Raw genomic sequence first — 14,087 nt, 5'->3', positions numbered from 1 at the left:
CGAGCATTAGCGAGGTGCCGAGTGGTGGGGCAAGAGCGTTTTGCTTACTTTTGCGCTTTTCAAAAGTGAGCCGCTGTAAGAGCGGAACCAATAGTAGCCATCACCCAAATAACGGATATTCACTCAATCAATCAATCAACCCAGCCCCAACCGCTCATGCCACTCGGCAATCGACTCCTCAGGATACTCATCAAACTGCAGATCCCCCGCCCGAACACTCACCTCAACCCAGGGCGCCTTCGACCCCAGCATCAAATGCGTATGCTCCGGCGCCACCGGCAATGGCGTATCAATCGCCGAAGCAAACGGATGAATCAACGCCGGCCACTGCGGACTGAACAACCACAACCCCGACCCACACTGCGAACAAAAATGCCGCTCAGCCGTACTCGCATGCGCCCGGCTATCAGCAGCCCCCTTCATCCGCGCATGATAAATCGAAATCAACTTGCGCCCCCGCACCTTCAAGCTTTTAGCGTCACCCCCAAGGTTGATCGCATACCCGCCACCCCCCTGAGTCTTGCGGCAAATCGAGCAATAACACCGCTGATAGGGATACGGATGCGCACTCTCAAGACTGAACGTAACCGCGCCGCAATGGCAGGAACCTTCAAGCTGCATGACCAGATCTCCTTCGCAAAAGATGAACCTTAGCTTAGGCGCCCGGCAGCCGAGGCGGTTCCATCTCCGGCATCAAGGTCGCGATCAACGCACGAATGGTCCCCGGCAACGCCTCCAACTCCCGCACCAGGATACTGCGCTCGCGCACCGCCCAGACCTCATCCAGCCTGACCGTCACCAACTGCATGGTCCGGCTGTGCCGCACCGCCGCCGACTCGGGAATGATCCCGATCCCGACGCCAGCCTCGACCATCCGGCAGATCGCCTCGAAGCTCGACATCTGGATGCGCAACGACAAATGCTTGCCCAACCGCTCCACGTGCTCGCGCAGGAAACTCAGCAACGTGCTGCCGTCATGCAGGCCGATATGTTGATAGGCCAGGGTTTGCTCCAGCGTCACCGAAGGCAGGCCCGCCAGGGGATGCCCCACCGGCACCGTCAGCACCAGGTGGTCGGTGCTGAAGTGCAGCACCTGCAAACCCGAGGCTTCCACCGGGCCGGCGATGATGCCCATGTCGCTGGTGCCGTCCAGCACGCCGCGCACGATGTCCCGCGACAACCGTTCCTGCAGGTCCACCGTCACGCCGGGCCGCTGGGACAGGAAGCCGGCCAGCACTTCAGGGAGAAACTCGGTCACCGCCGTGGTGTTGGCGAAGATGCGGATGTGCCCGGCTGAATCGATGCCGTATTGGGTGAACTCGCTTTTCAGGTAATCCACCTGGCGCATGATCAGCCGCGCGTGGTGCAGCAGCCGTTCGCCCGCCGGGGTGATTTCCACGCCACGGCTGTCGCGGTACAGCAGGCGCGTGTCGAGTTGGCCTTCCAGGGCCTTGATCCGCGCGCTGGCGGCGGCCGGCGAGAGGAACGCGCGCTTGGCGCCCTGGGTCAGGCTGGGGGATTCGGCGATATGGATAAACAGGCGTAAGTCCGCCAGATCAAAGTGCATGGAAGGCTCCGGGGCAGCGACGAAGAACCCATGTGGGAGCTGGCAAGCCAGCTCCCACATTGATCATCCGGGTTCTTGAGATCTTTTTATGGGCGATGGCGTTCAGCATAGCCGAACGCTGCTTTATTGAAATGCAAATTCTCAGAACGGCTACGCCCTTGCATGATCCGGCTCAGATTCCCTGCCCGAGGACATGTACCTGATGAGCGCCACAGACTGGATCGGCCGTAGCGAAACAGCCCACGACCACTTGAGCCACAACCTGCTCAAACGCATCGCCGCCACCTTTGGCGAAGACGTACCGGCGGACGGCGAAGCGGTGCCGCCCCTGTGGCAATGGTGCTTTTTCCAGGACCCGCTGCCGGAATCCGCCCTGGGCGGCGACGGCCATCCGGCCCGTGGCGGCTTCCTGCCGCCGGCCGATAACCGCAATCGCATGTGGGCCGGCGGGCGTATCGAGTTCTTCCATGCGTTGCGGGCCGGTGAGGCCGCCACCCGCGTCTCCACCATCACCCAGGTGGAAGAAAAAACCGGTCGCACCGGCTCGCTGTTGTTCGTCACCGTGCGCCACGACTATTCCCAGGACGGCCGCCTGGCCCTGCGCGAAGAACAGGACATCGTCTACCGCGAACCCACGCCGCCCAAGCAAGGCAGTGGTGACGTGCTTCCCGACGGTGCCTGGCGCGAAGCGGTGGACCCGACGCCCACCCTGTTGTTTCGCTACAGCGCCGTGACCTTCAACGGCCACCGCATCCATTACGACTACCCCTACGTCACCGGCGCCGAAGGTTACTCGGGGTTGGTGGTGCACGGGCCGCTGATCGCCACCCTTAGCCTGCGCGCCTTTTGCCGCGCAAACCCCGAGGCCACGTTGCGCCGTTTCTCCTATCGCGGCGTGCGCCCATTGATTGCCCCGCAACCCTTTGAAGTCGGCGGGCGCATCACCGCGCCGGGCGTGGCTGAACTCTGGGCCGGCAACGCGGACGGCCTGGCCCAGCGCGCCGAACTGCATTTCGAATAAACCTCCAAGAACAACAGGCGGAGAGCCGTTAATGAACCCCAATGACAACGAAGAACTGAATGCCATCCGCGAAGGCGTGCGCGCCCTGTGCGCCGAATTCGACGCGGCTTACTGGCGCAGGATTGACGAAGAAAAAGGCTTCCCCGAAGCCTTCGTCAAGGCCCTGACCGACGCCGGCTGGCTGTCGGCAATGATCCCGGAAGAGTACGGCGGCTCGGGCCTGGGGTTGGCAGAAGCCTCGGTGATTCTTGAGGAAGTGAACCGTTGCGGCGGTAATTCCGGCACCGTCCACGGCCAGATGTACAACATGTTCACTCTGCTGCGCCACGGCAGCGAAGCGCAGAAAAGCTTCTACCTGCCCAAGCTCGCCAGCGGCGAACTGCGCCTGCAATCGATGGCCGTGACCGAGCCCACCACCGGCACCGACACCACCAAGATCAAGACCACCGCCATCAAGCGTGGCGACAAGTACGTGATCAACGGCCAGAAAGTGTGGATCTCGCGAGTACAGCATTCCGACCTGATGATCCTGCTGGCCCGCACCACGCCGCTGGCCGAGGTGAAGAAAAAGTCCGAAGGCATGTCGATCTTCCTGGTGGACCTGCGGGACGCCATCGGCAACGGCCTGACCGTGCAGCCCATCGCCAACATGGTCAACCACGAGACCAATGAGCTGTTCTTCGACAACCTGGAGTTGCCCCTCGACAGCCTGATTGGCGAGGAGGGCAAGGGCTTTCGCTACATCCTCGACGGCCTCAACGCCGAGCGCACCCTGATTGCCGCCGAGTGCATTGGCGACGGTCGCTGGTTTATCGAGAAAGCCAGCGCCTATGCCCGTGACCGCGTGGTGTTTGGCCGGCCTATCGGGCAGAACCAGGGCGTGCAGTTCCCGATTGCCGAAGCGCATATCGAGATCGAAGCGGCCGACCTGATGCGCTGGCGTGCCTGTGAGGAATACGACAGCGGCGCCAACGCCGGGGCCAGTGCGAACATGGCCAAGTACCTGGCAGCCAAGGCGTCCTGGGAAGCGGCCAACGCCTGCCTGCAAACCCACGGCGGCTTCGGCTTTGCCTGTGAATACGACGTGGAGCGCAAGTTCCGCGAGACCCGCCTGTATCAGGTCGCGCCGATCTCCACCAACCTGATCCTGTCCTATGTGGCCGAGCATCTGCTCGAACTGCCACGCAGCTTCTGAGGAACCGACCATGAGCCATACCCAAGCGCTGTGCCGGTTCCTCGCCGAGTTGACGTACGAACAATTGCCGGACGAGGTACTCGCCCGCACCGAGGACCTGTTCCTCGACTGGCTCGCCTCGGCGCTGGCCAGCAAGGGCGCGCATCCTATCCCGCTGTTCGAACGTTACGCCCGCACGATGGGCCCGGCCAATGGTCCCGCGCAGGTGATCGTCAGCGGGGGCAGCAGCAGTGCGTATTTTGCCGCGCTGGTGAACGGCGCGTCGTCGCACCTGGTGGAGCAGGATGACCTGCACAACAGTTCGGTATTGCACCCGGCGACCGTGGTGTTTCCGGCGGCCTTCGCCGCGGCGCAAGACCTCGGCAAGTCCGGTCGCGAGTTGCTGCTGGCCTCGGTGGCCGGTTACGAAGCCGGGATTCGCATCGGCGAATTCATGGGCCGTTCCCACTACCGGATCTTCCATACCACGGCCACCGTCGGCACCCTCGCGGCGGCTGTCGCGGTGGGCAAGTTACTCGACTTCAACGAAGAGCAATTCATCAACCTGCTGGGCAGTGCCGGTACTCAGGCGGCCGGTCTGTGGGAGTTCCTGCGGGATGCCGCCGACTCCAAGCAACTGCACACCGCCAAGGCGGCGGCCGATGGTCTGTTGGCCGCTTATTTGACGGCCGACGGGCTGACCGGTGCGCGCAATATTCTGGAAGGCGACCAGGGCATGGCCGCCGGCATGTCCACCGACGCGGCCCCGGGCAAGCTGTCGGATCGCCTCGGCAGCCGCTGGGCGCTGCTGGAAACCTCGTTCAAGTTCCACGCCTCATGCCGCCACACCCATCCGGCCGCCGATGCGCTGCTGGACTTGATGCAACGTGAAGGCCTCAGCCATGACCAGATCACCCATGTGGAAACCCGCGTTCACCAGGGCGCCATCGACGTATTGGGCCGGGTGACGCTGCCGCAGACGGTGCACCAGGCCAAGTTTTCCATGGGCACCGTGCTCGGGTTGATTGCCGTGCATGGCAAGGCCGGGCTGACCGAATTTCATGAGCTGGCACTCAACGACGGGGCCGTGGCGGCGTTTCGCGACAAGGTCAGCATGACCCTCGATCCCGAGGTCGACGGTGCCTATCCCCAGCGCTGGCTGGGCCGGGTGATCGTGACCACGGCTGATGGCCGCACCGTGCACGGCGCCATCGACGAACCCAAGGGCGATCCGGGCAACACCCTGAACCGTGCAGAGCTGGCCGACAAGTTCCAGCGCCTGACCCAGTTCAGCGGCGCCCGCACACCCGCGCAAACCGCCGGGCTGATCGACAAGGTCTGGGATCTGCGCAACGCCGCCTCCCTGGCTCACTGGCTTTAAGGAGCTGCCATGACTGCTAATCAACGACCGCTGGACGGCATCACTGTCGTCAGCCTGGAACACGCGATTGCCGCGCCGTTCTGCACCCGCCAGCTGGCCGACCTGGGCGCGCGCGTGATCAAGATCGAACGCCCGGGCGCCGGCGACTTTGCCCGTGGCTACGATGAGCGCGTGCGCGGCCTGGCCTCGCATTTCGTGTGGACCAACCGCTCCAAGGAAAGCCTGACCCTGGACCTCAAGCACGCTGATGCCGGGGACATCCTGGAAGCCCTGCTGGGCGACGCCGACGTGCTGGTGCAGAACCTGGCGCCGGGCGCCGCCGCACGCATGGGCCTGTCATTTGAGGCGCTGCATGAGCGCTTCCCGCGGCTGATCGTCTGCGACATCTCCGGCTACGGCGAGGGTGGCCCGTATGAGAAGAAAAAGGCCTATGACCTGCTGATCCAGAGCGAGGGCGGCTTTCTCTCGGTCACCGGTGGCCCGGGTGAAGACCAGATGGCCAAGGCCGGCTGCTCCATCGCCGACATCTCCGCCGGGATGTACGCCTACAGCGGCATCCTCTCGGCGCTGTTGCTGCGGGGCAAGACCGGGCTGGGCAGCCGCATTGACGTCAGCATGCTGGAAAGCCTGGTGGAGTGGATGGGCTACCCGATGTACTACGCCTTCGACGGCGCACCCCAGCCACCGCGCGCAGGTGCCGCGCATTCGACGATTTACCCCTACGGGCCGTTTCCCACCGGCGACGGCGGCACGGTGATGCTCGGTTTGCAGAACGAGCGCGAATGGGCGGCGTTCTGCGACAAGGTGCTGCTCACCCCGGAGCTGGCCACTGACGAGCGTTTCTCGGCCAACTTCAAGCGTTCGGAAAACCGCGAGGTGCTGCGCCAGATCATCGTCGACAGCTTTGCGCAGATGAGCGCCGAGGGCGTGATCCAGCGCCTGGAAGACGCGCAGATCGCCAGCGCCCGAGTCAACGATATGCAAGGCGTGTGGGACCACCCGCAGCTCAAGGCTCGCGACAGCTGGCGCGAAGTCGACAGCCCGGCGGGCAAGTTGCCCTCGTTGCTGCCACCGGCCCGCAATGCCGCGTTCACCCCGCGGATGGACGCGGTGCCGGGGCTGGGACAGCACAGCCAGGGGATTCTCGACCAGCTGGGTTACTCCGCTGAAGCCATCGACAGCCTGCGTGCACGCGGCGTTATCTGATAAGGAATTGAACGATGCCAACCTCTCTTGTGCGCTCTGCGCTGTTTGTACCGGGTAGCCGACCGGAGCGGTTTGCCAAGGCCTTGGCCAGTGGCGCCGATGCGGTGATTGTGGACTTTGAAGACGCGGTGGAAGAGCCGCTCAAGCGCCAGGCCCGGGACAACCTCGGGGTGTTTTTGCAGGCAACGCCGGCGGCGCGGGTGTGGGTGCGGATCAACGCGCCGGAGCATCCCGAGCACTTTGCCGATGTGGCGTTCTGTCAGGCCCACGTCGGGGTCGCGGGGGTGTTGCTGCCCAAGGTTGAAAGCGCGGCCCAGGTGGCCGTGGTTGCGGCAACGGGCAAGGCCATCTGGCCGATCATCGAGAGTGCGCGGGGCTTGCTGGCGGTGGCGGAAATCGCTCATGCGCCGGCGGTGGAGCGCCTGTCATTCGGCGGCCTGGACCTGGCGCTGGACCTGAACCTGAGCAGCAATTCCCCGGCCGCCCAGTTTGCCCTGGACCAGGCCCGCCTGGCCTTGATCGTGCATTCCCGCGCCGCCGGGCTGGTGGCGCCGCTGGACGGTGTGCACCCGGCCATCGATGACCCCGAAGGCCTGCGCCGCTCGATTCGGCATGCCTATGAAATGGGTTTTGCCGGCGCGCTGTGCATCCATCCCAAGCAAGTGGCGGTGATTCATCAGGCGTTGGCCCCCAGCGCCGAGGATCTGGCGTGGGCCAAGCGGGTGGTGGAGGCCGGTGCCCATGGGGCAGGGGCGTACCAGTTGGACGGGCAGATGGTCGATGCACCGGTGTTGCTGCGGGCTCAAAGATTATTGGCTGCGCAACCGTAAACATGTGGGAACGGGCTTGTGTGGGAGCCGGGCTTGCCCGCGATGGGATCAATGGGGTTTGTCTGAAGCACCGAGGTGCCTGCATCGCAGGCAAGCCAGCTCCCACACAAGCCAGCTCCTACAGTTGATCTCGGTTGTCAGCCAGGTCGGCGTTCGTCCACGCCGAACGCAGGTATCTAAAATTCGAAATTCTCTATACGCGTGACATCAGGCACCTTGCCCCTATAACACAACAATAAGAAGGTGATTTCCATGCTCAAGCTTTCTCGGGCGCTGTTCTGCGCCGCCACCTTGTTTGCCGCGGGCCTGGCCCAGGCGGCCGACCCCATCGTGATCAAGTTCGCCCACGTCGTCGCAGAAAACACCCCGAAGGGCCAGGGCGCGTTGCTGTTCAAGAAGCTCGCTGAAGAGCGCCTGCCTGGCCGGGTGAAAGTCGAGGTGTACCCCAACTCCTCGCTGTTCGGCGACGGCAAGGAGATGGAAGCGCTGTTGCTGGGAGACGTGCAGATGCTGGCGCCGTCCCTGGCCAAGTTTGAGCAATACACCAAGCAAGTTCAGATCTACGACCTGCCGTTCCTGTTCAACGACCTGGCGGCGGTCGACCGCTTCCAGGCCGCCCAGGGCAAGGCGCTGCTGACCTCGATGCAAGACAAGAACATCCTCGGCCTGGCCTATTGGCACAACGGTCTCAAGCAATTGTCGTCGAACAAGGCACTGCGTGAGCCCAAGGATGCCCGTGGCCTGAAGTTCCGCGTGCAGGCCTCAAGCGTGCTGGAAGAGCAGTTCAAGGCGATCCGCGCCAACCCGCGCAAGATGAGCTTTGCCGAGGTGTACCAGGGCTTGCAGACCGGCACCGTCAACGGCACCGAGAACACCTGGTCGAACTATGAAAGCCAGAAGGTCAACGAAGTGCAGAAGTACTTCACCGAATCCAACCATGGCCTGATCGACTACATGGTGATCACCAACGCCAAGTTCTGGAACGGCCTGCCGCCGGACGTGCGCACCACCCTGGACCAGATCATGGTCGAAGTCACCGTCGAGGTGAACAAACAGGCCGAAGCGCTGAACCAGTCGGCCAAGCAGAAGATCATCGACGCCAAGACCAGCGAAATCATCGAACTGACCCCCGAGCAGCGCCAGCTGTGGCGCGAAGCCATGCGCCCGGTGTGGCAGAAGTTTGAAGGTGAAATCGGGGCTGACCTGATCAAGGCCGCCGACGCGTCGAACCAGTAACCGATCGCTGACACAGCCCGACTCCTGTGGGAGCGGGCTTGCCCGCGATGGCATCACCTCGGTGTTCCTGAAAGACCGAGTCGCCCGCATCGCAGGCAAGCCAGCTCCCACATTGATCCGGTTTCGTCAGTGACTTGTCGTGAATATCCCCGTCCAGTTTCGCGAGGTTTTGCCATGCAAACGCTAAGGCGCGTCTGGGAGCACCTGGAGGAAGGCTTTATCGCCATCCTGCTGGCCGCCATGACCCTGGTGACTTTTGTCTACGTCATGCTCAACAACATCTACACCCTGTTCTTTGCCCTCGCCGACAAGTGGGCGTGGAGCAGCGGCTTCTTCAACGCCCTGGGCGACCACACCATGGGCTGGGCCCAGGATATGACCTGGAGCGTGGCGCTGACCAAGGCCATGTTCGGCTGGCTGATTTTCTTCGGTATCTCCTACGGCGTGCGCACCGCCGGCCACCTCGGCGTGGACGCCCTGGTCAAGCTGACGCCGCGCCGGGTCCAGCGCCTGCTGGGCATGCTGGCCTGCCTGTGCTGCCTCGCGTACGCAGGGCTGTTCATGGTCGCCAGCTACAAGTGGCTGAGTGCGGTGATGACCGCCAGCATCGGCGCCGAAGACCTCGACAAGTTCGGCATCGATGTCAGCGACATCGTGGTGATCGTGCCCATCGGTTTTGCCCTGGTGTTCATCCGCTACCTGGAAATTTTCTATCGCATCTTCACCCACCGCCAAACCGGGCTGGGCCTGGCCGACGAAGCCGGTGAAGCCAGCAAGTTGGCCGGCAGCCATGAGGAGCGTCACTGATGGCCGTTCTGTGTCTGTTTTTGCTGCTGTTCGTGTTCATGTTCCTCGGCGTGCCCATCGCGATTTCCCTGGGCTTGTCGGGCGCGGTGTCGATCCTGATGTTCAGCCCGGACTCGGTGAGCTCCCTGGCGATCAAGCTGTTTGAAACCTCGGACGCCTATACCTTCCTGGCGATTCCGTTCTTCCTGTTGTCGGGTGCGTTCATGACCACCGGCGGCGTGGCGCAACGGTTGATCGACTTTGCCAACGCCTGCGTCGGGCACATCCGCGGCGGCCTGGCGATTGCGGCGGTGTTGGCGTGCATGCTGTTTGCCGCGCTGTCGGGCTCATCGCCGGCGACGGTGGCCGCAGTGGGTTCGATTGCCGTGGCGGGCATGGTGCGCTCGGGCTATCCGAAGGAATTCGGCGCCGGGATCATCTGCAACGCCGGCACCCTGGGCATCCTGATTCCGCCGTCGATTGTGATGGTGGTGTATTCGGCGGCCACCGAAACCTCGGTGGGCAAGCTGTTCATGGCCGGGGTGATCCCGGGCCTGTTGCTGGGCCTGATGCTGATGGTCGCGATCTACATCGTCGCGCGCATCAAGAAGCTGCCGGCCCAGCCACGGGCGACCTTCCGCGAGTGGCTGACCTGTGCCCGCCGGGCGTTCTGGGGCTTGCTGCTGCTGGTGATCATCCTGGGCGGCATCTACAGCGGCATGTTCACCCCGACGGAAGCGGCGGCGGTGGCGGCGGTGTATTCGGCGTTTGTCGCGCTGTTCGTCTACAAGGACATGAAGATCAAGGACTGCCCCAAAGTCCTGCTGGAGTCCGGGCGCCTGGCGATCATGCTGATGTTTATCATCGCCAACGCCATGCTCTTCGCCCACGTGCTGACCACTGAGCAGATCCCCCAGGAAATCACCGCGTGGGTGATCTCCGAAGGCCTGACGCCGATTGGCTTCCTGATCATGGTCAACGTGGTGTTGCTGGTGGCGGGCAGCTTTATGGAGCCGTCGGCCATCGTGTTGATCCTGGCGCCGATCTTCTTCCCGATCGCGATGAAGCTGGGGATCGACCCGATTCACCTGGGGATCGTGATGGTGGTCAACATGGAGATTGGCCTGGTGCACCCGCCGGTGGGGCTGAACCTGTTTGTGACCTCGGCGGTGACCGGGCTGACACTGGGCCAGACCATCCGCGCGGCGTTGCCGTGGCTGATGATCCTGCTCGTGTTCCTGATCATGGTGACCTACCTGCCGTTCATCTCGCTGGCCTTGCCGCACTGGCTGGGGATGTAAACCCAACTTAAAGCACACCACAAAACAATGTGGGAGCCGGGCTTGCCCGCGATGAGGGAGTGTCAGCCAGCACATGTGCCAACTGATACACCGCCATCGCGGGCAAGCCCGCTCCCACATTTGATGTGTGCAGGGTTTTATTTATCCATCGCACTCAGGATCGCATGAGCCGCTTTCACCCGTTCGGCGTTCGGGTAGTTCTTGTTCGCCAGGATCACCACCCCCAGGCCTTTGCTCGGCACGTACGCCACGTAGGCGCCAAAGCCACCAGTGGCGCCAGTCTTGTTCACCAGCGTGTCGGCATGGGGCGCTTGTGGTGGTGTCAGCCAGTTGACCTTGTGGGGCTGGAAGGCCATTTGCGCCGAGTTGCCGGCAGTCAGGGCGTCGAGGCTGATCGGGTAGGGGTACATCTCCCAGCCGAGGCCCTGGGTCATGCCATCCACGGTGTAATAACCGGTGTGCGTCGCGGCAATCGCCTGTTGCAGCGGCTCTTCCAGTTTGGCCGGGTGCATGTTGACTTCAACGTAGTGAATCAGGTCCGAGGTGCTGGTCTTGATGCCGTAGGCCTCGGCGTCCAGGGCGCCCGGGCCGACACGCACCGGTTTGCCGGCCTTGTCGTAACCCTGGGCGTACAGGTTCATCTGCGCCTTTGGCACGGTGATGAAGGTGTGCTTGAGGCCGAGTTTGGGCAGCAGCGTTTGCTCCATCAGCCGGTCAAACGGCTGGCCCAGGCTTTGGGCGGCGAGGTGGCCGAACAGGCCGATGCTCGGGTTGGAGTACAGGCGTTGGGTGCCGGGGGCGAAATCCGGTTTCCAGTGCTGGTAATAGCTGATCATCTTGCTGGCGTTATCGGACTCATCCGGGAATTGCAGTGGCAGGCCACCGGCGGTATAGGTGCCGAGATTCAGCAGGCTGATGTGGTCAAATTTGTCGCCACGCAACGCCGGCAGGTACTGGCTGGCCGGGTCCGAGAGTTTCAGCTTGCCGTTCGCCAGGGCAACGCCTGCGAGGGTGGCGGTGAAGGTCTTGCTCACCGAGCCGATTTCAAACAGGGTGTTTTCGGTGACCGGTTGCTGGCTGTCCTTGTTTGCGACGCCGTAGTTAAAGTATTGCGCCTTGCCGTTCTGGATCACCGCTACCGACAGGCCGGCAATGTCCTGCTGCTGCATCAGCGGTTCGATGGCACCGTCCACGACCTGGCGCAGGTCTGTGGCCGCCATGCAGTTGCCCGCGCCGAGCAATAAGGCGAGTATGGCGACTCTTGGTGCTTTTGAAGAACGTTCGTACATGATGATCCGGCTTCCATAAGGTGATGTGTTGATGACCAATACCTGCGCGGGCGCCGCAAATTTAGGCAGATTGTGCGGCTACGACAAACGATGATATCTCGCAGCAGTCATTAGAAAACTTAGGGTCAGGTTATGCTCCGTTCCCATTTGCCCCTCAACGCGCTGCGGGCTTTCGAAGCTTCTGCGCGGCATTTGAGTTTTACCCGGGCCGCGATTGAGCTGTGCGTCACCCAGGCGGCGGTCAGTCACCAGGTGAAAAGCCTGGAGGCGCAGCTCAATGTCACGCTGTTCAAACGCTTGCCCCGGGGCCTGATGCTCACCAGCGAAGGCGAAACCTTGTTGCCGGTGCTGCGTGAATCCTTTGACCGGATTGCGCAAACCTTAGGCCAGTTTGAAGCCGGGCATTACCGCGAAGTGTTGACGGTAGGCGCGGTGGGCACCTTTGCGGTGGGCTGGTTGTTGCCCAGGCTGGCGGACTTCCAGGCGCGCTACCCGTTTATCGACTTGCGATTGTCCACCAACAACAACCGGGTCGATGTGGCCGCCGAGGGGCTGGATTACGCGATCCGTTTTGGCGCTGGAGCGTGGCATGGCACCGAGGCGTGCCAGTTGCTCGAAGCGCCGCTGACAGTGCTGTGCGTGCCGCAGATTGCCCGCCAGTTGCAGGCCCCGGCGGACCTGTTGAAGCACACCTTGCTGCGCTCTTACCGCGCGGATGAGTGGACGCAATGGTTCCAGGCTGCCGGGCTGCCGGCTGACACGCTGGTGCCCCGCAGCATTGTGTTTGATTCATCCCTGGCAATGATGGAAGCCGCGCTGCAAGGTGCAGGTGTGGCGTTGGCCCCGGCGATGATGTTCAGCCGGCAGCTGGCGACGGATGTGATTCGCCAGCCGTTCGAGGTGGGCATTACCACCGGCAGTTACTGGTTGACGCGCTTGCAGTCGCGGGCCGAGACACCGGCGATGGCGGCGTTCAAGGCATGGTTGCGCGAAATGGCTGTGAATTAGGTCCTGCGACCTGTGGTGAGGGAGTTCGCTGTGGTGAGGGAGTTCGCTGTGGTGAGGGAGTTTGCTGTGGTGAGGGGGCTTGCTGTGGTGAGGGGGCTTGCTGTGGTGAGGGGGCTTGCTGTGGTGAGGGAGCTTGCTGTGGTGAGGGAGCTTGCTGTGGTGAGGGGGCTTGCTGTGGCGAGGGAGCTTGCTGTGGCGAGGGAGCTTGCTCCCGCTGGAGTGCGCAGCGCTCCCGCTTTTTTTTGGGGCTGCTACGCAACCCAGCGGGAGCAAGCTCCCTCGCCACAGCAAGCTCCCTGACCCAGCAAGCTCCCTGACCACAGCAAGCTCTCTCACCACAGGTTATTCTCCCACTCGGTCTGCCGACTGATCATAAGAGGCTGCAATGCAAACTTCCGGCGTGGACATCCGTCAACTCAAGGCCTTCGTGGTAGTCGCCGAAGAGCTCAGTTTTGTGCGCGCGGCGACCCGCCTGCATGTCTCGCAACCCGCGCTGTCCCAGACCATCCGCCAGTTTGAAGCGCTGCTGGATGTGCAGTTGTTCCAGCGCAATACCCGCAACGTGGCACTGACCGACGCCGGCGTAGCGTTACTGGTTGAGGCGCGGGAAATCGTCAACGGCGTCAGCCGCCTGGTGCGCACCGCCCACGAACATGCACGCGGCGTACGCGGCTCATTGAATATCGGTTTCCTGATCGGCGCCGGTGTAGACCTGATGCCCCAAATCCTCAGTGTGTTCGCCAAACGCTACCCGGAGATCGAACTGGTGGTGCGCGAATATGACTTCGGCTCGCCCCATGCCGGGATCGACGAAGGCATGGATGTCTCGGTGCTGCGCCCGCCGCTGGGCCTGGCGGACATCGAGTTGCACACCCTGGTGACCGAACCGTGCGTGGCGTGCCTGGCGTCCAGCCATCGGTTGGCCGGGGAGAGCAGCGTGAGCATCTATGATGTGCTGGATGAGCCGATCATTGCCGCACCGGGTGTTGGCGTGTGGCGCGGTTTCTGGACCGCCGATGCGTACCGCAACGGCCAGCCGGCACGGATCGTCCATGAAGCCTCAACAGTAGAGACCGAGTTGCAGGCGGTGGCCTCAGAGCGCGGGATCAGTATCACCGCGCTGTCCACTGCACGCTTCTATGCGCGCCCTGGCCTGGCGTTCCCGGTGATCAGCGATATGCCGATGTGTGAAGTGGCAGTGGCGTTGCCGCCACAGCCGAGTGTGGCGGCACGCAACTTTGCCGAGTTGGCGATGGAAGTGGCGAGCAGCCGACGTTAGTCAGGAGGG

General features: G+C 62.9%; 14 protein-coding genes. 11 read left to right on the top strand and 3 right to left on the bottom strand.

Annotated elements, in window-relative coordinates; genetic code table 11:
- Window positions 1-135: 135 nt before the first annotated feature.
- Together M2400_RS19255 and M2400_RS19250 are read right to left on the bottom strand one after the other, a co-directional pair.
- Window positions 136-621 carry a GFA family protein gene (locus M2400_RS19255; protein ID WP_259201245.1) on the bottom strand — a complete coding sequence of 162 codons (486 nt, stop codon included), beginning with the start codon at window positions 619-621 and terminating at the stop codon, window positions 136-138.
- Window positions 622-655: 34 nt separating this feature from the next.
- Window positions 656-1,567: a LysR family transcriptional regulator gene (locus M2400_RS19250; protein ID WP_177046744.1), complete on the bottom strand. Its 912-nt coding sequence runs from the start codon at window positions 1,565-1,567 to the stop codon at window positions 656-658.
- Window positions 1,568-1,769: 202 nt separating this feature from the next.
- Between M2400_RS19250 and M2400_RS19245 the strand changes: the two genes are divergently transcribed.
- The 8 genes from M2400_RS19245 to dctM all read left to right on the top strand — a co-directional run bounded on the left by M2400_RS19245 (window position 1,770) and on the right by dctM (window position 10,502).
- The gene (locus M2400_RS19245; protein ID WP_259201244.1) at window positions 1,770-2,588 is read left to right on the top strand and encodes a MaoC family dehydratase N-terminal domain-containing protein; all 819 of its coding nucleotides are present in this window, start codon (window positions 1,770-1,772) and stop codon (window positions 2,586-2,588) included.
- Window positions 2,589-2,619: 31 nt separating this feature from the next.
- On the top strand, window positions 2,620-3,783 hold the full coding sequence (locus M2400_RS19240) for an acyl-CoA dehydrogenase family protein (RefSeq protein WP_177046740.1): 1,164 nt from the start codon (window positions 2,620-2,622) through the stop codon (window positions 3,781-3,783).
- Between the two features lie 10 nt (window positions 3,784-3,793).
- Complete coding sequence (locus M2400_RS19235; RefSeq protein WP_259201243.1) at window positions 3,794-5,143, top strand: MmgE/PrpD family protein; 1,350 nt, start codon at window positions 3,794-3,796, stop codon at window positions 5,141-5,143.
- A gap of 9 nt (window positions 5,144-5,152) precedes the next feature.
- Window positions 5,153-6,349, top strand: a complete 1,197-nt coding sequence (locus M2400_RS19230) for a CaiB/BaiF CoA-transferase family protein (RefSeq protein WP_259201242.1) — start codon at window positions 5,153-5,155, stop codon at window positions 6,347-6,349.
- A gap of 14 nt (window positions 6,350-6,363) precedes the next feature.
- A complete protein-coding gene (locus tag M2400_RS19225; protein ID WP_177078671.1) occupies window positions 6,364-7,179 on the top strand; it encodes a CoA ester lyase in 816 nt (271 codons plus the stop codon).
- 252 nt (window positions 7,180-7,431) lie between these two features.
- Window positions 7,432-8,415 carry a TRAP transporter substrate-binding protein gene (locus tag M2400_RS19220; RefSeq protein WP_167664734.1) on the top strand — a complete coding sequence of 328 codons (984 nt, stop codon included), beginning with the start codon at window positions 7,432-7,434 and terminating at the stop codon, window positions 8,413-8,415.
- Between the two features lie 174 nt (window positions 8,416-8,589).
- Window positions 8,590-9,222 (top strand): TRAP transporter small permease, encoded by a 633-nt coding sequence (locus tag M2400_RS19215; RefSeq protein WP_177078672.1) that lies wholly within the window; start codon window positions 8,590-8,592, stop codon window positions 9,220-9,222.
- Window positions 9,222-10,502: a C4-dicarboxylate TRAP transporter large permease protein DctM gene (dctM, locus tag M2400_RS19210; protein ID WP_010169752.1), complete on the top strand. Its 1,281-nt coding sequence runs from the start codon at window positions 9,222-9,224 to the stop codon at window positions 10,500-10,502. Before M2400_RS19215 ends, dctM begins: the two co-directional genes overlap by 1 nt.
- Window positions 10,503-10,639: 137 nt before the next feature.
- Here dctM and ampC read toward each other — a convergent pair whose 3' ends face one another.
- Window positions 10,640-11,791, bottom strand: coding sequence for a class C beta-lactamase (gene ampC / locus M2400_RS19205; RefSeq protein ID WP_259201241.1), 1,152 nt, complete (start codon window positions 11,789-11,791; stop codon window positions 10,640-10,642).
- Window positions 11,792-11,923: 132 nt separating this feature from the next.
- Here ampC and M2400_RS19200 point away from each other — a divergent pair, with 132 nt between their 5' ends.
- The 3 genes from M2400_RS19200 (at window position 11,924) to M2400_RS19190 (ending at window position 14,078) form a co-directional block, all read left to right on the top strand.
- Window positions 11,924-12,799 carry a LysR family transcriptional regulator gene (locus M2400_RS19200; protein WP_177046729.1) on the top strand — a complete coding sequence of 292 codons (876 nt, stop codon included), beginning with the start codon at window positions 11,924-11,926 and terminating at the stop codon, window positions 12,797-12,799.
- A gap of 33 nt (window positions 12,800-12,832) precedes the next feature.
- Window positions 12,833-13,099 carry a hypothetical protein gene (locus M2400_RS19195; protein WP_259201240.1) on the top strand — a complete coding sequence of 89 codons (267 nt, stop codon included), beginning with the start codon at window positions 12,833-12,835 and terminating at the stop codon, window positions 13,097-13,099.
- A gap of 85 nt (window positions 13,100-13,184) precedes the next feature.
- Complete coding sequence (locus M2400_RS19190) at window positions 13,185-14,078, top strand: LysR family transcriptional regulator (RefSeq protein WP_259201238.1); 894 nt, start codon at window positions 13,185-13,187, stop codon at window positions 14,076-14,078.
- The last annotated feature ends 9 nt before the right edge of the window (window positions 14,079-14,087 follow it).

This window comes from Pseudomonas sp. BIGb0558 (assembly GCF_024807515.1).
GTDB lineage: Bacteria > Pseudomonadota > Gammaproteobacteria > Pseudomonadales > Pseudomonadaceae > Aquipseudomonas > Aquipseudomonas yamanorum_A.
This window is presented reverse-complemented; position numbering and strand designations above follow the sequence as displayed.